The sequence below is a fragment of the Paralimibaculum aggregatum genome (genome assembly GCF_030270585.1).
Taxonomy (GTDB): domain Bacteria; phylum Pseudomonadota; class Alphaproteobacteria; order Rhodobacterales; family Rhodobacteraceae; genus Thermohalobaculum; species Thermohalobaculum aggregatum.
This window is the reverse complement of the sequence record NZ_BSYI01000002.1, coordinates 169493-188847: the sequence shown is the minus strand read 5'-3', so window position 1 is coordinate 188847 and position 19355 is coordinate 169493. Positions and strand designations below refer to the sequence as shown.

Genomic DNA, 19355 nt, shown 5'->3' with positions numbered 1-19355 from the left:
CCCGGCGCGGCGGCGGGCGGGGCCGCGGCGCCGCCGGCTGCCGCCCCCTTGCCGCTGCCGGCTGCGGGGCGTATCCGCAGGGTCCCCAACACGAAGGAGACGGGCATGGCCGATCTGTCGGGACAGGTGGCGCTGGTGACGGGCGCCTCGCGCGGCTTCGGGCGCGCCGCGGCGCTGGCGCTCGCCGGGGCCGGGGCGCATGTGGTGGCGCTGGCGCGCACCGTGGGGGCGCTCGAGGAGCTCGACGACGCGGTGCAGGCCGCCGGCGGGCAGGCGACGCTGGTGCCGCTCGACATCGGCGACGATGCCGGGCTGGCGCGCATGGGCGCGGCGCTCTTCGAGCGCTGGGGCCGGGTCGATGCCTGGCTGCACACCGCGGTCTATGCGCCGCCGCTGGCGCCGGCCGAGCATGTCGGCGAGAAGGAGCTTGACACCGCGCTCGCGGTGAATGTCAGATCTTTCCAGCGGCTGATCCGGGTGGTCGATCCGCTGCTGCGGCCGGCCCCGGCGGGGCGGGCGCTGATCGCGGCGGACCCGGCGCCGGTGGCGCCGTTCCACGGGCTCTATTGCATGACAAAAGCGGCGCAGGCGGCCCTGACCGCGGCCTGGGTGGCGGAGGTCGGCAGCCGCATCGCCGTGGCGGAACTGGCGCTGCCGCCGATGCCCACGGCGCTGCGCGGGCGGTTCCATCCCGGAGAGTCCCGCGAAGGTCTGACAGATCCGGGCGAGGTGGCGGCGAGACTGCTGGCCAAATGGTCAGACATTCAGCCCGGAGAAATGCTCGATCTGAGGTGAATGAATGTCTGACTTTTGAGGATTCCCAAAGGTCAGACCTTTCCATCCGCCGAGAGCAGCACCGCCACCGCGCGCATGCTGTCGAGGCGCGAGAACACGATCACCGCCACCGCCAGCGCCGGCACCGCCACCAGCGCGCCGGTGATGCCCCAGAGCGCGCCGCCGGCAAAGATCGCGATCAGGATCACCAGCGGGCTGAGATTGAGCGAGGAGCCCATCATCTTCGGCTCCAGCCAGTTCGAGCCGGCCAGCTGCACCACCGCCAGCAGCCCGGTCACCAGCAGGAACACCGGCAGGCTGCCGAACTGCGCCAGCGTCACCAGCGCCGGGAACACGATGCCGATCAGCGAGCCCACGGTGGGCACGAAGCTCGACACGAAGATGATCACCGACCAGAACGCCGCGCCGTCCACCCCCATCGCCGCGAGGATCGCGAAGGTCGGCACCGCCTGCGCCAGCCCGACCACGCATTTCACCCCGAGATAGGTCTCGATGTCGCGGCGGATGCGCGAGATCGTGTCGCTGACCGCGGCGAACCTCTCGCCGTCCGGCGCCAGCGCCTTCAGCTTCTCGCCGGCGCCCGCGCCCTCGGCATAGATGAAGATCACATAGACCAGCACCACCACCAGGCTGCTGACGAAGCCCACCGCCGAGCCGGCCACCGAGAGCGCGATGTTGCCCATGTTGACGTCGCCGACCAGGCTGGAGAGATCCAGCGTGCCGCCGATGCCGAGGGCATTCGCCACCTCCTGCGCCATGGCGCGCAGGTTGGCCTCGTAGGTCGGCAGGTTCTCGCGGAAGCCGGCGAGGCTGACCGAGACCATGACGCTGAGCCCGACGATCGCGCCGATCGCGATCAGCGCGCTGAGCAGATGCGCGAGGAGCCCGGGCTCGGCGCCGCGGCCATGCATGCCCCAGGCGATCACCCGGGCCAGCGCCGTCAGCAGGAACCAGAGCAGCACCGAGATCACCAGCGGCTCGAGCACCGGCCGTGCCTCGACCAGCAGCCAGATCGTCGCCGCGACGCCGACCGCGGCGAGGGCGTAGGAGGGGCGCGGCGCGGGCAGGGGCATGGCTCAGAGCCGCCCGGTGATCGCGTAGGTCAGCAGGCGGACCACCTGCTCCGGCGTCTCGGCCACCGCCTCGGCGGCTTCGTCGACCTCCTTCAGCGCATGGGCATGGTCCGGCCCGTGCTGGATGATCAGCCGCTTGCCGAGCGCGCTGGCATAGCCGGCCTCGAAGGCGGCGTTCCACTGCTTGTATTTCTCGCCGAAGCGCACGACGACGATGTCGGCCTTGCCGATCAGCGTGCGGGTGCGCAGCGCGTTGACCCCGGCGCCCTTGCGATCGTGCCAGAACTTGTTCTCCTCGGCGCCGAGGATCTCGACGCCGCAGTCGTCGGAAGCGCCGTGGTCGGTCACCGGCGCGGTGAACACCACCGGCAGGCCGCGCGCGGCGCAGCCATCGGCGATCTCCCGGCGCCAGTCGGTATGGATCTCGCCCGAGAGATACACGGTCCAGCTCTGGTCGGTCATCGGTCGTCCTCCGGAATTGCGGGGTCGTTCGGCGCGGTGGCCTCGGCCTGCAGGTCGACCCGGGTCTCGAGCGCCTCGAGACGCTGCTCTATCCGGGCGAGGGTGGCAAGCACCTCGTGGCGGTAGTCGTCGGTGGCGGCGCCGGCATCCTCGCCGGCGGCCTCCTGCATCGAGTTGACGACGAGGCCGACGAGCAGGTTCACCACCGCGAAGGAGGTGGCCAGGATGAAGGGCACGAAGAAGGCCCAGGCCTGCGGGTAGAGCTCCATCACCGGGCGCACGATGCCCATCGACCAGCTCTCCAGCGTCATGATCTGGAACAGCGAATAGGCGCTCTCGCCCACCGTGCCGAACCATTGCGGGAAGGCCTCGCCGAACAGCTTGGTCGACATCACCGCGCCGACATAGAAGATCATGCCCATCAGCAGGATCACCGAGCCCATGCCCGGCAGCGCGTTGAGGAAGCCCTGCACCACGCGGCGCATCGAGGGCGCCACCGAGACCACCCGCAGCACGCGCAGGATGCGCAGCGCCCGCAGCACCGCGAGCCCGCCGCCGGTGGGCATCAGGGCGATGCCGATGATCACCGCGTCGAAGATGTTCCAGGCGCGCCGGAAGAATTCCAGCCGCTGGGCATAGAGCTTGAGCATCAGCTCGACGATGAAGATGCCGAGGCAGAGCTTGTCGAGCGCGCGCAGCGGCGGGCCGATGGCCTCCATCACTGTCTTCGAGGTCTCGAGCCCGAGCACCAGGGCGTTGAACACGATGACGCCGAGGATGAAGTTGCGGAAGCGGGCGCTGTCGGTCAGCCGGCCGACGCGCTGGCGCAGGGTCTCGGGGGCGGCCTCGGCGGTCATCGCGCACCATCTCCTCTGGCGGCTTGGGGCGTCCGATACCTACTCGCCGCGGATGCGCCGTGCAACCGTCCGGCGCGGCGCGCTGGCGCGGCGGCGCCGCCGGCGCTATGCTCAAGGCGTGAGGGAGCAGTCGGAGATTGGCGATGGCCAGGTTCGATCCGAAGAAGCACGATCTCTCCCGGGCCGAGGCGAAGTTCCTCTCCGCGCTCGCCCGGCTCTCGACCAGGGAGGCCGCGAAGGAGGTCGAGCAGGCCGAGAAGGCGCTCGCCGAATGCCGCCGCAAGGTCGAGAAGGCGCGGGCCGATGTCGATCGCCGGATGAAGGCGGCGGCCGACGATTTCGGCAAGGCGGTCAAGAAGCATGGCGAGCTGATGAAGCAGATCGGCCAGGCCGAGGCGCTGATCGCGCGCATCGAGGCGGCGCCGCCCCGGCTCGCCAACCCGCTGGCGGTGAAGCTCGGCACGCTCAGCACCGGCATCGGCAGCACCCAGGCGCGGATGGCGGCGCTGTTCGACTGCGTCGCGGTCCAGGTCGGCGGCGCGCTGACCTCGGTGCGCGTGGTGAACACGCGGACCCTGCCGGGCGCCCGGATCGTGCCGTCGCAGATCAAGACGCTGGTGCTGGCGCACTGAGGCGGCGCGGCCGGCCGGAGGAGGAGCGGAATGTTCGGCAAATCGGTCATGGGCGGCAGCGGCGGCGGCCTGCCGGATGTCTGCGTCCGGCCCTCGGCGCCGACGCCGGTGCCGATCCCCTATCCGGATGCCGCGGTGGCGATCGCCAGCGGCGCGGTGATGGCGCCGAGCCGCCAGTTCACCGGCTGGGTGAAGGGCTTCCGCAGCACCGCGGCGGATCATGCGAAGGCGGCGAAACTGCTCACCGGCGCGCTCGCACGGCTCACCGCCTTCGGCTTCCGGATGGGCACGGCGATCGACGAGGTGAACGCGGTGCTGCAGCGCATCGCCGAGCAGCACGCGGCGCAGAAGAAGATCCTGAAGGATGCCGAGAAGATGTGCGCCGAGGTCGACAAGGGCTTCCAGAAGCTCGAGAAGCTGATGAAATCGGGGGACGCGAAGGCCCATGAGACCGCCAAGATCGTGCTGATCGCGAAGGGCGTGGCGCTGAACGCGCAGCTCGGCGCGCTCGAGGCGATCGACCGGAGGCTGACCCGCGAGCAGGCGGCGCTCGACAAGGCGCTGAAGGCGGTCTCGGCGCTGGCATGAGGCCGGCAGGGCGCCCCCCGCCGCGGGCGGCGGGGCCGGAATTGGGCCGGGGCGCGTGCGGCGTCAGGAACCGTCGCCGCGCAGCAGGTCCGGCCCGCGGGTCGGGCAGCAGCGGGCATTGGTGACATCGTCGCCGATCAGCGCGCGGCGGAACAGCGTGACCGCCGGGCGCCGGGTGCCGCTTCGGGCCATCACGCCGAGATGGTCGAGCACCAGGGGGCCGAACTCGGCGCGGTCGAGATAGCCCTGGAGCACGCGCAGCAGCCGCTCGGCGCGCAGGCCCGAGACCCGATCGGTCAGCGGCAGATGGAAGCAGCTCTCCGGCAGCGCCCGGCGGCCCCGGTCGGCGGCGGCGCCCAGCCCGGCGATGACGGGGCCTGCGACGACGGGCCCTGCGACGATGGAGTCTGCGACGATGGAGTCTGCGATGGCGGGGCCGGGCATCCCGGCGGGGCCGTCATTCGCCGCGGGCCGGCCGGCAGCCTCGAGCCGCAGCGGCGACAGCGCCGCCCGCACCCGCATCGCCAGCCGGGCGAGCTCCGCCGCCCCGCGCTCGGCGACCAGCGCCACCCGGCCCGCCACATGCGCGGCGCGCAGGCGGCCTAGCTCGATCGGCCCGGTCTCGGTCACGACATGTTCGAGCGCCTGCCCGAGCACCGACTCGTCGCGCGGCGACCAGACGCGGAACTCCGGCGCGAACTGCGCCCTGAGGCCGTGCAGCCCGGTCTCGCCGAGCAGGCCGGCGAGCATCGAGCCGAACTCGAACGGCGGCTGGCTCCGGGTGAACATCGCCTCGTCCGGCGACCAGCCGGTCCAGTCCCTTCCGAAGGCGCCGAGCGGGCTGGTTTCGTCCGGGATCCAGCAGAGCGCGTAGCTGTGATACGAATACATGGTTGATGTCCCCCATAACCAATCCCGAATCTGCCGGATAAATCGGCGCCGCTCTGTGACGAAATGCACAGACGCGGCAGGTGTTCTGCACTGCGAAATCCCGGGCGATTCGCCCGAAGGTCGCGGACGGGCTTGGCTGGCCCAGCCGGTTGCGGCAAACTGGCGCCGCATCGGCGGGGCGACAGGCGCCAGACTGGGCCGATCGACGACAAGCCGGCGCGACAACCGGCGGCAAGAGGGGCGGGAAAGATGGCGGACGGAGCCGAAGGCGCGGCCAGGGCGAATCCCGGCACGGGCGGCGGAACGGAGCCGCGGCTCGAGCTGAGCCCGCGGGTGGGCGACCGGGTGGCCAAGACCACCTGCTACATGTGCGCCTGCCGCTGCGGCATCGACGTGCATATCCGCGACGACGGCCCCGGCGGGGTGCCGCGGATCCGGCATATCGAGGGCAACCGCGACCATCCGGTGAACCGCGGCGTGCTCTGCGCCAAGGGCTCCTCGGGCGTCATGCAGCATCTCTCGCCGGCGCGGCTGATGCGGCCGCTGCGGCGCACCGGCCCGCGCGGCTCCGGCGAGTTCGAGGAGATCTCCTGGGAGGAGGCGCTGGCGGAGGCCGCCGGCACCCTCGGCGAGATCCGCGCGCGCGACCCCAAGAAGCTCGCCTTCTTCACCGGGCGCGACCAGTCGCAGAGCTTCACCGGCTGGTGGGCGCAGCAATACGGCACGCCGAACTATGCCGCGCATGGCGGCTTCTGCTCGGTCAACATGGCGGCGGGGGGGATCTACACCCTCGGCGGCGCGTTCTGGGAGTTTGGCCAGCCGGACTGGGAGCGCACCAGGCTGTTCCTGCTCTTCGGCGTCGCCGAGGACCATGACAGCAACCCGATCAAGCGCGGGCTCGGCCAGATCAAGACCCGCGGCGCCAAGGTGATCGCGGTCAACCCGGTGCGCACCGGCTACAACGCCATCGCCGACGAATGGGTCGGGATCACCCCCGGCACCGACGGGCTCTTCGTGCTCTCGCTGGTGCACGAGCTGCTGCGCACCGGCCAGGTCGATCTCGACTACCTGCTGCGCTGGAGCAATGCCGGCTGGCTGGTCGACCGCAACCCCGGCGCCGGCTTCGGCCTGTTCCTGCGCGACAATCGCGGCCGCGCGCTGGTCTGGGACCGCGAGACCGGCCAGGTGCTGCCGTTCGACCGGCCCGGGCTGAAGCCGGCGCTGAAGGGCGAGGTGCCGAGCCCCAATGGCGGGCGCGCGGCGCCGGTCTTCGAGCTGCTGGCGCGGAAATATCTCGATGCCGAATACGCCCCCGAGGCGGTGGCCGAGCGCTGCGGCGTGAGCGCGGCGACGATCCGGCGCATCGCCGCGGAGCTGGCGAAGGCGGCCTTCGAGGACGCGCCCTTCATCGACTGCCCCTGGGAGGATTTCCGCGGCGAGCGCCATGCCGGCTTCCGCGCCCGCCCGGTGGCGATGCATGCGATGCGCGGCATCTCGGCCCATTCCAACGGCTTCCAGACCGCGCGCGCGATCCATCTGCTGCAGACCCTGCTCGGCTCGGTCGAGGCGCCCGGCGGCTTCCGCTTCAAGCCGCCCTATCCCAAGCCCGTGGAGGCGCATCCGACCCCGCACTGCCTGACCCAGCCGAACTGCCCGCTGCCGGGGCCGCATCTCGGCTTCCCGCGCAGCCCGGACGACCTCGCGCTCGACGAGGACGGCAACCCGATGCGCATCGACAAGGCGTTCTCCTGGGAGGCGCCGCTCTCGACCCATGGCATGATGCACATGGTGATCTCCAACGCCGTGGCCGGAGACCCCTACGAGATCGACTGCCTGTTCCTCTACATGGCCAACATGGCGTGGAACTCCTCGATGAACACCGCCGGCGTCATGGAGATGCTGACGGCGAAGCGCGAGGACGGGGAATACAGGATCCCCAAGATCATCTATTCCGACGCCTATTCCTCCGAGATGGTCGCCTATGCCGACCTGATCCTGCCGGACACCACCTATCTCGAGCGGCACGACTGCATCTCGCTGCTCGACCGGCCGGTCTGCGAGCCGGATGCCGCGGCCGACGCGATCCGCTGGCCGGTGGTGCCGCCGGAGACCCAGGCCGAGGGGCGCGACGTGCGCGGCTTCCAGTCGGTGCTGCTCGATCTCGGCGCGCGGATCGGGCTGCCCGGCTTCGTCGACGAGGCCGGCGCGCCGAAATATGCCGATTACGCCGACTACATGGTGCGCCACGAGCGCCGCCCCGGGGTCGGCCCGCTGGCCGGCTGGCGCGGCGGGGACGGCGCGTCGGAGGGCCGCGGCGCCCCCAACCCCGAGCAGCTCGCGCGCTATATCGAGGCCGGCGGGGTCTGGCATTCCGAGGTGCCGGAGGCGGCGCGCTTCATGAAGCCGTTCAACCGCGTCTACCAGGACTGGGCGGTGAAGATGGGCTTCTACGACGCGCCGCAGCCCTATGTGTTCCAGCTCTATTCCGAGCCGCTGCGCCAGTTCCAGCGCGCCGCCGAGGGCCATGGCAAGCGCCAGCCGCCGGCGCATCTGCGCGCCCGCATCGGCGAGAGCTTCGACCCGCTGCCGGTCTGGTGGCCGCCCTTCGAGCAGGCCGCGGTGTCGGAGACGGTGTTCCCGCTGCACGCGATCACCCAGCGCCCGGCGGCGATGTACCATGCCTGGGGCAGCCAGAACGCCTGGCTGCGGCAGATCCACGGCGAGAACCCGCTCTACGTGCCGCAGTCGGTGATGGAGAGCACCGGGCTGAAGGATGGCGACTGGGCCTGGGTGATCTCGGCGCATGGCCGCATCCGGGTGCCGGTGCAGGGCATGCGCGCGGTCAATGGCAGCACGGTCTGGACCTGGAACGCCATCGGCAAGCGCGCCGGCGCCTGGGCGCTGGGCGAGGGCGCGCCGGAGACCACCCGCGGCTTCCTGCTCAACCACCTGATCCACGAGCTGCTGCCGGCCAGGGGCGACGGGCTGCGCTGGTCCAATTCCGACCCTGTCACCGGCCAGGCGGCGTGGTACGACCTGCGCGTGCGGCTGGAGCGCGCCGAGCCCCCGGCCGAGGGCCGCTCGGAGCCCGCCTTCGGGCGGCTGGCCAGCCCGGTCGGGCAGGGGCCGGAGGCGATCGCCTTCGGCAAGGAGGACTGATGGAGCGGATCTGGGTCGAGGGCGGCGACGGCTGCCGGCTGGCGCTGCATCTCGCCGGGCCCGAGGGGGCGCCGGCGATCCTGCTGGTGCATGGCTGGTCGCAGCATTCGCTGGCCTGGCGCAAGCAGCTGGCCGGGCCGCTGGCGGGGCGCTTCCGCCTCGGCGCGGTGGACCTGCGCGGGCACGGCGCCTCCGATGCGCCGCCGGCACCGGCGGGATACACCGACCCGGCGCTCTGGGCGGCGGATATCGCGGCCTGCCTCGCGGCGCTCGGCCCGGGGCCGGCGGTGGCGGTCGGCTGGTCGATGGGCGGCTGGGTGCTGGGCGACTACATCGCCGCGCATGGCTGCGCCGGGCTGGCCGGGCTGGTGCTGGTCGGCAGCTCGGCGCGGGTCGGGGCCGCGGCCGATCCCGCGGTGCTGGCCAGGCGGCGGCCGGATGTCCGCGCCGAGGGGATGTATTCGAAGGATCACGGCGTGCAGATCACCGCCGCGATCAACTTCGCCAGGGCGATGACCCTCGGCACGCTCTCCAAGAACGATCTGGCCACGATGGTCGGCTGGCAGATGCTGGTGCGCCCGGAGGTCCGCCGCGCCTGCCGGATGCGCGATGCCGACTGGCGCGCCGCGCTGGCCGGGGTCACGGTGCCGGCGCTGGTGATCCAGGGCGCCGGCGAGCGGGTCTGCCTGCCGGAGGTCTATCAGGAGGTGCTGGGCTGCATCCCCGGCGCCGAGGGCCAGATCTTCGCCGGCTCCGGCCACCTGCCGTTCTGGGAGGAGCCGGAGCGCTTCGACACGGCGCTCGGCGGGTTCGCGGCGCGGGCGCTCGGCATGGAGGCGGCGGCGTGAGCCTCTCCTATCCGTTTCTCTGGCTCGGGCTGGCCGGGCTCGCGGTGCTGGTGCTCGGGCTCTGGCTGAAACGCGCGCAGGCGCGCTTCGTCGCCGGGCTGCGGGCCGCGGGCGATCCGCTGGCCGAGCATCCGGGCACCAAGCCGTTCCGCCAGCGCTTCCAGGCCTGGCTGTTCGGGCTCGGCTCGGAGGCCGGCGGCCCGGCCCCGGCGCGCGGCGCGCTGACCCTGGCGATGGCGGCGATCCTGATGGCCGCGGCGGCGTATTCGCTGCTGCCGGAGCTGTTCCGGTGAGGGGCGCGGCGGCGATCGGGGCGCTGGCGCTCGGCCTGTCCGGCGCGCCGGCGGCGCCGGCCGGGCCGGCCGAGGCGGCGGGAACCCCCGGGGCCGGCGTCGAGGGCGTCTGGTCCACCGAGCCGCGCTCCAGCGGCGCCTATCTGGAGATCGAGATCGCCCCCTGCAACGGCGCGCCGGAGCGGCGCTGCGGCACCATCGTCGGCGCCCATGCCGGCGCCGATCCGGGCTTCGTCGGCAACCCGATCATCACCGGCATGGCGCCCGACGGGCCCGGCCGCTGGCGCGACGGCGAGATCATCCGCCCCGGCTCCGGCACGCGCTACAGCTCGAGCCTCGAGGTCGAGGGCGACCGGCTCAAGGTGAAGGGCTGCGCGGTGGCCGGCCTGTTCTGCGGCGAGAGCGTCTGGGTGCGGGTGCGATGAGGGCAGCCGGGCGACGCTACGTCATCGCCTGCGCCGGCTGGTTCCGGCCGGTGATTCGGGCTAGGATTCCGTCCATTGGAGGGACCCTTCGGGCCGCGCGGCCCCGGGTCCGGATTGGTTCGGGGATTGCGGCTCATGCGGTTGCTTGCAGCGTTGCTTCCGGTGGTCTTCCTGCTCCTCGCGCCGCCGCCCGCGGAAGCGGCGCGCACCCTCTTCGGCGCGGCGCCAGCCGAGGCGGCGCGCACCCACTCCGGCGCGGAGCCTGCCGCGGCGGCGCCATCGCCGCCCCTGCGGCTGGCGCAGGCCAGCCGCGGCGCGCGCACCACCGGGCACAGCATCAGCTACGGCTCGCGCCGGCTCGGCCCCGATGCCCGGAACCGCAAGCGCCGCAGCAGCCGAAGCACCGGCGCGCAGACCCGGCGCAGCCTGCCGCCGCAGCCGGCGCTGCTGCCGGGCGCCGGCATCACCCGGGGTGCGAGACGGGTGCAGCCGCCGCGACCGGCGCCGCAGCCGGTCGCCCGGGCCGCACCGGTGCCGGTGCCCGTGCCGCAGCCGGTCGCCCGGCCGGCGCCGCCGCCCCGCCCCGCGCCCTCGAGATCGACGGCGCTGCTGCTCGGCGGCTTCGCCATCAGCGCGGCGCTGCTGCGCTACCTCCTGATCTAGCCTTCACGCCCCCGCCGGTCGGTGTCGGGCGGCGCCAACCAAGGGGACTGCCATGACCACGCTGCCGCGGCCCGCGCCCGGAGCGAAGAAGCTCGGGCTGGTGATCGATCTCGACATCTGCGTCGGCTGCCACGCCTGCGCGGTGGCCTGCAAGGAGTGGAACAGCCAGGGCTATGGCGCGCCGCTCTCCGACCAGGACCCCTATGGCGCCGCGCCCTCCGGCACCTGGCTCAACCGGGTGCATTCCTACGAGGCCGAGCCCGAGGGCGCGCCGGCGCGGCTGGTGCATTTCCCGAGGAGCTGCCTGCATTGCGAGGATGCGCCCTGCGTCACGGTCTGCCCGACCGGGGCCTCCTACAAGCGCGCGGCCGACGGCATCGTGCTGGTCAACGAGGACCACTGCATGGGCTGCGGGCTCTGCGCCTGGGCCTGCCCCTATGGCGCGCGCGAGCTCGACCGCGCCGAGGGGGTGATGAAGAAATGCACGCTCTGCGTCGACCGGATCTACAACGAGACGCTGCCCGAGGCCGACCGGGTGCCCGCCTGCGTCAAGGCCTGCCCGGCGGGGGCGCGGCATTTCGGCGATCTCGGCGACCCGGACAGCGCCGTCTCCGAGCTGGTCTCGGCGCGCGGCGGCTATGACCTGATGCCCGAGCAGGAGACCCGGCCGGTGAACAAGTATCTCCCCCCGCGGCCGCGCGATGCGGCGGCCTGCGGCGGCGCGGCCGCGGCGGCGCTGCCGGAGCCCGAGGCCAAGGGCTTTCTCGGCTGGCTCGACCGGGCGCTGGCCCGGCTCGATGCGGGCGGCGGCGAGACCGGCGGCAGCGAGACCGGCAGCGTGGAGGCCGTCGGCGGCAAGGGCAGCGGGGAGGGCAAGGCGTGAACCCGGCTCCCTCGCTCATCCTCTTCACCGTGCTCTCGGGCCTCGGGCTCGGCATGATCGCCTGGATCGGCCTCGGCGCGGGCAGCGACGCGCCGGGCTTCGCGCTGGCCGGGCCGCTGGTGGCGCTGCTGCTGGCCGGCATCGGCGGGGTCTGCTCGGCCGGGCATCTGGCGCGGCCCGACCGGGCCTGGCGCGCCTTCAGCCAGTGGCGCTCCTCCTGGCTCTCGCGCGAGGCCTGCCTGATGGTGCTGGCGCTCGGCGCCTTCGCGCTGTTCGCCGGGCTCTGGGTGCTGTCCGGGATCCGGCTGCGCCCGCTCGGCTGGCTCGCGGCGGCGCTGGCGCTGGCGACGATCCACTGCACCGCGATGATCTATGCGCAGCTGCGCACCGTGCCGCGCTGGTCGGTGACGCCGACGCCGATGCTGTTCCTGGCGCTGGGCCTCGCCGGGGGCTGGCTCGGGGTGCAGGCGGTGGTGGCGCTGGCCGGCGGCGCGGCCGAGGTCGGGCTGAGCCTCCTCGCGGTGCTGCTCGGCGCCGGCGTCGCGGTGCACTGGCAGACCGCGGCGGCGGGCGCGCGCCGGCTGGCCGCGGGCTCCTCGCTGGCGACGGCCACCGGGCTCGGCGGCATGGGGCGGCTGCGGCTCTTCGAGCCGCCGCACCGGGGGCAGAACTACCTGCTCGAGGAGATGGCCTTCAGGGTCGGCCGCAGGCGGGCCTGGCAGATCCGGCTGATCGGCGCGGTGCTCGGCTTCCTGCTGCCGGCGGCGCTGGTGCTGCTCGCCTGGCTGGTGGGAGACTGGGCGCTGCTGCCGGCCTTCCTGGCGCATGTGGCGGGCGCGATGGCGCTGCGCTGGCTGTTCTTCGCCGAGGCCGAGCACGTGCAGGCGCTCTACTACGGCGCGCCGGAGCGCTGAGCGGCAGCCCCTCGCGGGGGCTTCGGGGATATCCCGGGGATCCCCCGGCGCAGGCCGGCGATCCGCATCGCACGGGTAGCCTGCGGCGCCCCCATTGCCCCCGGCGCGGCGCCCCGGACCGCGCGGGACCGCCGGAGCCCGGCGCCGGCGGCAGCCCCGGCCCGGTGCCGGCGGTCCGCGGCCTGCCCGGCGCACACTCCCGCCGGGCGCGAAAGCGGGAACGGCCGGGGGCGACACTCTCCGTCGCGACCACGGCGCGCGGACGGTCGTCCGACCCCGCACCGGCCACCGGCAACGCGGCGCAACCGCCGACCGCAGCGCAGAGCCCAGCGGCGCGGCTGCGCCGGTCTCTAGTGGGGCCTCCGACATTGCCGGTGCCCGCAACGCGCCAAGCGCGGCCGGCCGTTCGGGAAGGCGGGATCATCAGAACCATGCCGGCTGGAGCGGCGCCCCCGACCAGAGCGCCGGGATCGCTTCGGACCGGCGGCAGATCGGCGCGTTTGGCGACCGCGGCGCAGAGCGCAGGGGCGCTGGCGCGCCGGCATCGAGAAAGGTCCCCGACCTTGCCGGTGACCGCGACGTGCTTCGCGCGGCCGGCGGCTCGGGCAGGCGGGATCGCCAGAACCGTGCCGGTTTGGAGCGGCATCCCCGGACAGGCGCCGGGATCGCTGTGGCCCGGTGGCAAGTCGGCGCGACCGGCGACCGCGGCGCAGAGTCCAGCGGCGCGGCCGCTCCGGTCTCTGGAAGGGCCTCCGACCTTGCCGGGATAGGCGAACTGCTCGGCGCGGCCGGCGGCTCGTTCAGCCGGGAACAGCAGAACCGGGTCGGTCGGAGCGGCGCCCCCGGAGAGAGCGCCGGGATCGCGGTGGAGAGTGCGGGAACGCGGCCGCGCCGGTCACGGTAACGGTCCCCGACATTGCCAGGATCCGCGACCTGCTCGGCGCGGCCGGCCGCTTGGGCAGGCGGGATCGGCAGGACCGTGCCGGCTGGAGCGGCGCCCCAGCCAAAGCGCCGGGATCGCGGCGGAGCGGCGGAAATCGGCGCGACCGGCGACCGCGGCGCAGAGCGCAGGGGCGCGGCCGGCACGCCGCGGCCCTGGGAGGGGTGCCGCGGGCGGGCGGGCCGGGCTTGCTGCCCGGCGGGGGCGGCGCGCCGGGGGCTTGCTGCCGCGGGGGCGGGCGGGCAGGGTGCCGGGCGGGCAGGGGCAGGGGGCGGCGCACCGCCCCCCGGGGGCGTTACTCCGCCGCCTCGCCGTAGCTCTCCACCGGCGGGCAGGCGCAGATGAAGTGGCGGTCGCCATGGGCGTTGTCGACCCGGTTGACCGGCACCCAGTACTTGTCGACCCGGAAGGCGCCTGGCGGGAAGCAGGCGGCCTCGCGGCTGTAGGGCCGGTCCCACTCGCCGACGAGATCCTCGACCGTGTGCGGCGCGCGCTTCAGCGGGTTGTTCTCGCGGTCGGCGCGGCCCTCCTCGATCGCGCGGATCTCCTCGCGGATCGCCAGCATGGCGGAGCAGAAGCGGTCGATCTCGGCCTTGGTCTCGCTCTCGGTCGGCTCGATCATCAGCGTGCCGGGGATCGGCCAGCTCATGGTCGGCGCGTGGAAGCCGCAATCCATCAGCCGCTTGGCGATGTCGTCCACGGTGATCCCGGCGGAGTGCTGGAACGGCCGCGTGTCGATGATGCATTCATGCGCGACATGGCCCTCGGCCGAGTGGAACAGCACGTCATAGGCGCCCTCCAGCCGCTTGGCGATGTAGTTGGCGTTGAGGATCGCCACCCGCGTCGCCTGGGTCAGCCCCGCGCCGCCCATCATCAGGCAATAGGCCCAGGAGATCGGCAGGATCGAGCCCGAGCCATAGGCCGTGGCCGAGACCGCGCCGGCCTCGCCGGTGGCCGGGTCGGACGGCAGATGCGGCGCCAGATGCGCCTTGACCCCGATCGGCCCCATGCCCGGGCCGCCGCCGCCATGCGGGATGCAGAAGGTCTTGTGCAGGTTGAGATGGCTGACATCGGAGCCGAAATCGCCGGGCCGCGCCAGCCCGACCAGGGCGTTGAGGTTGGCGCCGTCGAGATAGACCTGCCCGCCATGCTCATGCGTGATGTCGCAGACCTCGCGCACGGTCTCCTCGAAGACGCCGTGGGTCGAGGGATAGGTGATCATGCAGGCCGCCAGCCGGTCGCCCGCCTCCGCCGCCCGGGCGCGGAAATCCGCGAGGTCGATATCGCCGTTCTCCGCCGATTTCACCACCACCACGCGCATCCCCGCCATCACCGCGCTGGCCGGGTTGGTGCCATGCGCCGAGGTCGGGATCAGGCAGACATCGCGCTCGGCCTCGCCGCGCGAGCGGTGCCAGGCGCGGATCGTCATCAGCCCGGCGAACTCGCCCTGTGCGCCGGAGTTCGGCTGCATCGAGATCGCGTCGTAGCCGGTGATCCTGCAGAGCTTGTCGGAGAGCTCGGTGATCAGCTCGCGATAGCCCTCGGCCTGGTCCGCCGGGGCATAGGGGTGCATCTGGGCGAACTCGCGCCAGGTGATCGGCATCATCTCGGCCGAGGCGTTGAGCTTCATCGTGCAGGAGCCGAGCGGGATCATCGCCCGGTCGAGCGCGAGGTCGCGGTCGGCGAGCCGGCGCATGTAGCGCGTCATCTCCGATTCCGCCCGGTTCATGTGGAAGATCGGGTGGGTGAGATAGTCGCTGTCGCGCAGGGCCTCCTTGGGCAGGCGGTAGTCGGGGGCGAAGTCGGTATCCGCGAGATCCCCGCCGAAGGCATGCCAGACCGCCTCGACGATCGCCGAGCGGGTGCGCTCGTCGAGCGAGATGCCGATGCGGCTGTCGCCCACCTTGCGCAGGTTGACCCCGTTCTGCCGCGCGGCGGCGAGGATCACCCCCTGCAGCGGGCCGACCTCGACGGTGATGGTGTCGAAGAACGCCGCCGGCTCGACGGTGAAGCCGATCTTCTCCAGCCCCTTGGCGAGGCGCACGGTCTTGCGGTGGATGCGCTGGGCGATCGCCTTCAGCCCCTCCGGCCCGTGGAACACCGCATACATCGAGGCGATCACCGCCGGCAGCGCCTGCGCGGTGCAGACATTGGAGGTCGCCTTCTCGCGGCGGATATGCTGCTCGCGGGTCTGCAGCGCGAGGCGGTAGGCGCGGTTGCCGCGGGCATCCACCGAGACGCCGACGATGCGCCCCGGCATCGCCCGCTTGTGCGCGTCGCGGGTCGCCATGTAGGCGGCATGCGGCCCGCCATAGCCCACCGGCATGCCGAAGCGCTGGGTCGAGCCGATGGCGATGTCGGCCCCCATCTCGCCCGGCGGCTTCAGCAGCGCCAGCGCCAGCGGGTCGGCGGCGATGCAGGCGATCGCCCTGGCCTCGTGCAGCCGCGCGAACACCTCGGTGAAGTCATGCACGTCGCCATAGGTGCCGGGATACTGCACCAGCGCGCCGAACACCGCCTCGGGGTCGAGATCGGCGAAGGGATCGCCCACCACCAGCCCGATGCCGAGCGGCTCGGCCCGGGTGCGGATCACCGCGATGGTCTGCGGGTGGCAGTGATGGTCGACGAAGAAGGCCGGCGCCTTCGACTTCGCCACCCGCTTCGCCATGGTCATCGCCTCGGCCGCGGCGGTGGCCTCGTCGAGCAGCGAGGCATTGGCGGTGTCGAGCCCGGTGAGGTCGATCACCATGGTCTGGAAGTTGAGCAGCGCCTCGAGCCGGCCCTGGCTGATCTCCGGCTGGTAGGGGGTATAGGCGGTGTACCATGCCGGGTTCTCGAGGATGTTGCGCTGGATCGCCGGCGGCAGCACGGTGCCGTAATAGCCCTGGCCGATCAGCGAGGTGTGGACGCGGTTCTTGTCCGCCACGCCCTGCATCCGGTAGAGCATCTCGCGCTCGGAGAGCGCCTTGCCCCAGTCGAGCGCCGCCGCCTGGCGGATGCCCTTCGGCACGATCTCGTCGATCAGGCTATCGAGGCTCTCGGCCCCGAGCAGCGCCAGCATTTCCGCCATCTCCGCCGGCGAGGGGCCGATATGGCGGCGGTTGGCGAAGTCGTAGGGCAGGTAGTCCGTCAACTCGAAGCTCATGGCCTCACCCGATCATCGCGTTGTAGGCCGCTTCGTCCATGTAGCCGTCGAGGGCGGAGGCATCGGCGATCTTCATGCGGAAGAACCAGCCCTCGCCGGCCGGGTCCTCGTTGACCTTGCCCGGCTCGTCGACGATCGCCTGGTTGGCCTCGACGATCTCGCCGTCCAGCGGCGCGGTGATCTCGGAGGCGGCCTTGACCGATTCGATGGTCACCAGGTCGTCGCCCTTGGAGACGGTGTCGCCCGGGTCCGGCAGCTCGACGAAGACGATGTCGCCGAGCTGCTCGGCGGCATGGGCGGTGATGCCGACGGTGACGATGTCGCCGTCGAGGCGGAGCCATTCATGCTCTTCGGTGTAGCGGATCATTGCACTCTCCCAGGTGGTCGGTTTGCTGATGTCGGGGGGCAGGGGGCCGGGTATGCCGGCTCAGCGCTTGTAGGTGTTGGGGACGAAGGGGGTCGCGGCGGTGGTGATCGGCAGCCGCTTGCCGCGGACCTCGGCCCAGAGCGTGGTGCCGGGCTCGGCCAGCTCCGCCGGCACGTAGCCCATGGCGACGGGCCGGCCGAGGCTCGGGCCGAAGCCGCCGGAGGTGACCTCGCCGATCTTCGCGCCGCCGGTCTCGGCGGCATAGAGCGGGGTGTGCCCGCGCACCGGCGCCCGGCCCTCGGGCAGCAGCCCGACGCGCAGCCGCCTGGTTCCCTCGGCCAGCTCGGCCAGGATCCGCCGCGCGCCGGGGAAGCCGCCCTCGCGCGCCCCGCCGCTGCGCCGCACCTTCTGGATCGCCCAGGTCAGCCCGGCCTCGACCGGCGTCGTGTCCGGCCCGATATCGTTGCCATGCAGGCAGAGCCCGGCCTCGAGCCGCAGCGTGTCGCGCGCGCCGAGGCCGACCGGCTCCACCGCCTCGTCGGCCAGCAGCCGCTCGGCCAGCGCCTCCGCGGCATCGGCCGGCACCGAGATCTCGTAGCCGTCCTCGCCGGTATAGCCCGAGCGCGAGACGATCGCCTCGGTGCCGCCGAGATCGAGCACGCGCACATCCATGAAGCGCATCGCCGCCGCCTCCGGCGCGAGGCCGGCCAGCACCCGCTCCGCCTCCGGCCCCTGCAGCGCGATCAGCGCCCGGTCCTCGAGCATCTTCACCCGCAGCTTCGGCAGCGCGGTGGCGACATGGGCGAAATCGCGGGACTTGTTGGCGGCATTGACCACCAGCAGCACCCGGTCCGGCAGATGCGCCGCCATCAGGTCGTCGCGGATGCCGCCGGCCGGGTCGGTCAGCAGGCCATAGCGCTGGCGCCCCTCGGCGAGGCCGGCGAGATCCACCGGCATCACCCGCTCCAGCGCCGCCAGCGCCGCCTTCGGCCCGTCCGGCGAGACCACCGAGATCTGGCCCATGTGCGAGACGTCGAAGAGCCCCGCCCGGGCGCGGCAGTGCAGGTGCTCCTTGAGGATGCCGGGCGGGTAGTTGAGCGGCATGGCATAGCCGGCGAAGGGCACGATCTTGGCGCCGAGGCGCTCGTGCAAGGCCGTCAGGGGGGTGGTGCGGCAGTCGGACAGGTCGATCATCAATGCGCTCCCGGTTGGCGTGTCGGAGCCGCCGGCCCGCAAGAAATCCCCGCGGCCCGCCGGCCCGTCGCGCCCCCTCTGTCCGGTCGCCTGAGATCGCTATCCCTTCGGCGGGCGCGGCCGCGCCTCTCTCCAGAGTCCGTCCGTCCGCCGGTCCTGTTGCCTGAGAGTTTCCGAGGCGCGGTTGCTCCTTCGGCACCGGTAAAGCCCGGTTCTCCCGGCGGACGAGGTCAGCCTAGGGGCGCCCGGCGCCGCCATCAAGCCCTTAGCGGGGCACGGTTTTGCGTCACGTCTGCGCCCGCAGTGCAGCATTTCCATGCTGCACTGCGTCTGGCGGCCGGCAGGCCACGCGCGGCGCCGCGGCCCGGCCCGGCGGCGGAGCCGCCGCAGACCCCCGGGTGACGGTGCGCGCAGGCGGCACCCCGGCTGGCGGCCGCCGCCCCCCGGCGCCCCGGCCGGGATGCCATCGGCATTCCCGACCTGCACCGCGTCTGGCGGCCGGGACGCCGCCCGGCAGGCTGGCCTGCGCCATCGGTGCGGCGACCCCAGCGCCGCGGCACGCCGGATCATGCCGTGCGAACGGCCCCGCCGGCTGGACCTGCCGGCCTCGCCCTTGGCGCGCAGCGCGGCGAGCCGTGGCCGGGCCCGGCGGCCAGAAGCGGATGGGCCGCCGGCAGGCCACGCGCGGCGGCGCGGCCCGGCCCGGTGGTGGAGCCGCGGCAGACCGCCTTGATGCCGGTGCGGGCGGGCAGCGTCGCCGGCTGGCGGCGGCGGCTCCCCGGCGCCAGGCCTGGGCAGGATTGGTTATGCCATGCGCGGCCGGCTGGCCGACCTGGCGGACGACCTGCGATTCGACCCGCGGCGGCGGTTTGGCGCGGGTCGGGGGGCAGGCGCCGAGGCCCCCGCGAGGGGCGCGATCGCCGGCACTGCAGAGTGGCCGCACCTTCTAGGCGATGGCGATGGCGGGTCTTGCGTCGTGACGGGGACCGTGGCCGCTGGCGGGGCGTTTGGTCGAGCCTCGATCCGCCAGCACGGGGCAGTATAGGTCCGGCCGCCATGACTGCCCGGTTCGGTTCGGAGCGGGAGGCCCGGTCCCTCGGCCCCGGCATCGGTGCGGGTCAGGCGGTCTGGCGACGCGGGGGGAGCGGGAAGGGCGGGGTGCCCAGCCCCGTCGCCCCGGCGATCCCGGCGCCTCGCCGCCCCGGCGATGGCATGCGGGGCCGGCG

17 protein-coding genes and 1 riboswitch are annotated in these 19355 nt (G+C 73.1%); of the genes, 10 read left to right on the top strand and 7 right to left on the bottom strand.

The features are described from left to right. Nucleotides 1–105: 105 nt before the first annotated feature. Nucleotides 106–795: an SDR family NAD(P)-dependent oxidoreductase gene (locus tag QSJ97_RS02005; protein WP_285669831.1), complete on the top strand. Its 690-nt coding sequence runs from the start codon at nt 106–108 to the stop codon at nt 793–795. A 32-nt stretch (nt 796–827) separates the two neighbouring features. On the opposite strand, the gene QSJ97_RS02000 is transcribed toward QSJ97_RS02005, so the two are convergent. Genes QSJ97_RS02000 through QSJ97_RS01990 form a run of 3 tightly spaced genes read right to left on the bottom strand, consistent with a single transcriptional unit; the run spans nt 828 to nt 3187 of the window. Continuing rightward, complete coding sequence (locus QSJ97_RS02000; RefSeq protein WP_285669830.1) at nt 828–1868, bottom strand: AI-2E family transporter; 1041 nt, start codon at nt 1866–1868, stop codon at nt 828–830. A gap of 3 nt (nt 1869–1871) precedes the next feature. Continuing rightward, on the bottom strand, nt 1872–2330 hold the full coding sequence (locus QSJ97_RS01995) for a YtoQ family protein (RefSeq protein WP_285669827.1): 459 nt from the start codon (nt 2328–2330) through the stop codon (nt 1872–1874). Beyond that, nucleotides 2327–3187 (bottom strand): ion transporter, encoded by an 861-nt coding sequence (locus QSJ97_RS01990; RefSeq protein WP_285669826.1) that lies wholly within the window; start codon nt 3185–3187, stop codon nt 2327–2329. The genes QSJ97_RS01995 and QSJ97_RS01990 overlap by 4 nt, the downstream gene beginning before the upstream one ends. 143 nt (nt 3188–3330) lie before the next feature. On the opposite strand from QSJ97_RS01990, the gene QSJ97_RS01985 reads away from it, so the two are divergent. Beyond that, entirely contained in the window at nt 3331–3819 is a 489-nt protein-coding gene (locus tag QSJ97_RS01985) for a hypothetical protein (RefSeq protein WP_285669825.1), read from the top strand. A gap of 30 nt (nt 3820–3849) precedes the next feature. Next, a complete protein-coding gene (locus tag QSJ97_RS01980; RefSeq protein ID WP_285669824.1) occupies nt 3850–4407 on the top strand; it encodes a PAAR domain-containing protein in 558 nt (185 codons plus the stop codon). 63 nt (nt 4408–4470) lie between these two features. Here the strand turns inward: QSJ97_RS01980 and QSJ97_RS01975 are convergent, their stop codons facing one another. Further along, nucleotides 4471–5298: a DUF1045 domain-containing protein gene (locus QSJ97_RS01975; RefSeq protein ID WP_285669823.1), complete on the bottom strand. Its 828-nt coding sequence runs from the start codon at nt 5296–5298 to the stop codon at nt 4471–4473. A 249-nt stretch (nt 5299–5547) separates the two neighbouring features. Here QSJ97_RS01975 and QSJ97_RS01970 point away from each other — a divergent pair, with 249 nt between their 5' ends. The 7 genes from QSJ97_RS01970 (at nt 5548) to QSJ97_RS01940 (ending at nt 12483) form a co-directional block, all read left to right on the top strand. Further along, entirely contained in the window at nt 5548–8457 is a 2910-nt protein-coding gene (locus QSJ97_RS01970; RefSeq protein ID WP_285669820.1) for a molybdopterin oxidoreductase family protein, read from the top strand. Next, entirely contained in the window at nt 8457–9305 is an 849-nt protein-coding gene (locus tag QSJ97_RS01965; RefSeq protein ID WP_285669819.1) for an alpha/beta fold hydrolase, read from the top strand. Before QSJ97_RS01970 ends, QSJ97_RS01965 begins: the two co-directional genes overlap by 1 nt. Then, nucleotides 9302–9598 (top strand): hypothetical protein, encoded by a 297-nt coding sequence (locus tag QSJ97_RS01960; protein WP_285669818.1) that lies wholly within the window; start codon nt 9302–9304, stop codon nt 9596–9598. The genes QSJ97_RS01965 and QSJ97_RS01960 overlap by 4 nt, the downstream gene beginning before the upstream one ends. After that, nucleotides 9595–10023, top strand: coding sequence for a DUF2147 domain-containing protein (locus QSJ97_RS01955; RefSeq protein WP_285669816.1), 429 nt, complete (start codon nt 9595–9597; stop codon nt 10021–10023). Before QSJ97_RS01960 ends, QSJ97_RS01955 begins: the two co-directional genes overlap by 4 nt. A 135-nt stretch (nt 10024–10158) precedes the next feature. Next, on the top strand, nt 10159–10686 hold the full coding sequence (locus QSJ97_RS01950) for a hypothetical protein (protein ID WP_285669815.1): 528 nt from the start codon (nt 10159–10161) through the stop codon (nt 10684–10686). Between the two features lie 52 nt (nt 10687–10738). Further along, nucleotides 10739–11569 (top strand): 4Fe-4S dicluster domain-containing protein, encoded by an 831-nt coding sequence (locus QSJ97_RS01945; RefSeq protein ID WP_285669814.1) that lies wholly within the window; start codon nt 10739–10741, stop codon nt 11567–11569. After that, nucleotides 11566–12483 (top strand): dimethyl sulfoxide reductase anchor subunit family protein, encoded by a 918-nt coding sequence (locus QSJ97_RS01940; protein WP_285669813.1) that lies wholly within the window; start codon nt 11566–11568, stop codon nt 12481–12483. Before QSJ97_RS01945 ends, QSJ97_RS01940 begins: the two co-directional genes overlap by 4 nt. 1235 nt (nt 12484–13718) lie before the next feature. Here QSJ97_RS01940 and gcvP read toward each other — a convergent pair. The 3 genes from gcvP to gcvT all read right to left on the bottom strand — a co-directional run bounded on the left by gcvP (nt 13719) and on the right by gcvT (nt 18120). Next, the gene (gene gcvP, locus QSJ97_RS01935) at nt 13719–16568 is read right to left on the bottom strand and encodes an aminomethyl-transferring glycine dehydrogenase (RefSeq protein ID WP_285669812.1); all 2850 of its coding nucleotides are present in this window, start codon (nt 16566–16568) and stop codon (nt 13719–13721) included. Nucleotides 16569–16572: 4 nt separating this feature from the next. After that, nucleotides 16573–16932: a glycine cleavage system protein GcvH gene (gcvH, locus tag QSJ97_RS01930; RefSeq protein WP_285669904.1), complete on the bottom strand. Its 360-nt coding sequence runs from the start codon at nt 16930–16932 to the stop codon at nt 16573–16575. Nucleotides 16933–16995: 63 nt separating this feature from the next. Continuing rightward, nucleotides 16996–18120 (bottom strand): glycine cleavage system aminomethyltransferase GcvT, encoded by a 1125-nt coding sequence (gene gcvT / locus QSJ97_RS01925; protein ID WP_285669903.1) that lies wholly within the window; start codon nt 18118–18120, stop codon nt 16996–16998. Between the two features lie 150 nt (nt 18121–18270). Continuing rightward, nucleotides 18271–18359: riboswitch (glycine riboswitch) on the bottom strand. Between the last annotated feature and the right edge of the window lie 996 nt (nt 18360–19355).

Coding starts and splice junctions, on each gene's coding strand:
- QSJ97_RS01945 (WP_285669814.1), top strand. CDS start 10,739: ATGACCACGCTGCCGCGGCCCGCGCCCGGAGCGAAGAAGCTCGGGCTG.
- QSJ97_RS01985 (WP_285669825.1), top strand. CDS start 3,331: ATGGCCAGGTTCGATCCGAAGAAGCACGATCTCTCCCGGGCCGAGGCG.
- QSJ97_RS02005 (WP_285669831.1), top strand. CDS start 106: ATGGCCGATCTGTCGGGACAGGTGGCGCTGGTGACGGGCGCCTCGCGC.
- QSJ97_RS01975 (WP_285669823.1), bottom strand. CDS start 5,298: ATGTATTCGTATCACAGCTACGCGCTCTGCTGGATCCCGGACGAAACC.
- QSJ97_RS01980 (WP_285669824.1), top strand. CDS start 3,850: ATGTTCGGCAAATCGGTCATGGGCGGCAGCGGCGGCGGCCTGCCGGAT.
- gcvP (WP_285669812.1), bottom strand. CDS start 16,568: ATGAGCTTCGAGTTGACGGACTACCTGCCCTACGACTTCGCCAACCGC.
- QSJ97_RS01950 (WP_285669815.1), top strand. CDS start 10,159: ATGCGGTTGCTTGCAGCGTTGCTTCCGGTGGTCTTCCTGCTCCTCGCG.
- QSJ97_RS01970 (WP_285669820.1), top strand. CDS start 5,548: ATGGCGGACGGAGCCGAAGGCGCGGCCAGGGCGAATCCCGGCACGGGC.
- QSJ97_RS02000 (WP_285669830.1), bottom strand. CDS start 1,868: ATGCCCCTGCCCGCGCCGCGCCCCTCCTACGCCCTCGCCGCGGTCGGC.
- QSJ97_RS01995 (WP_285669827.1), bottom strand. CDS start 2,330: ATGACCGACCAGAGCTGGACCGTGTATCTCTCGGGCGAGATCCATACC.
- QSJ97_RS01990 (WP_285669826.1), bottom strand. CDS start 3,187: ATGACCGCCGAGGCCGCCCCCGAGACCCTGCGCCAGCGCGTCGGCCGG.
- QSJ97_RS01965 (WP_285669819.1), top strand. CDS start 8,457: ATGGAGCGGATCTGGGTCGAGGGCGGCGACGGCTGCCGGCTGGCGCTG.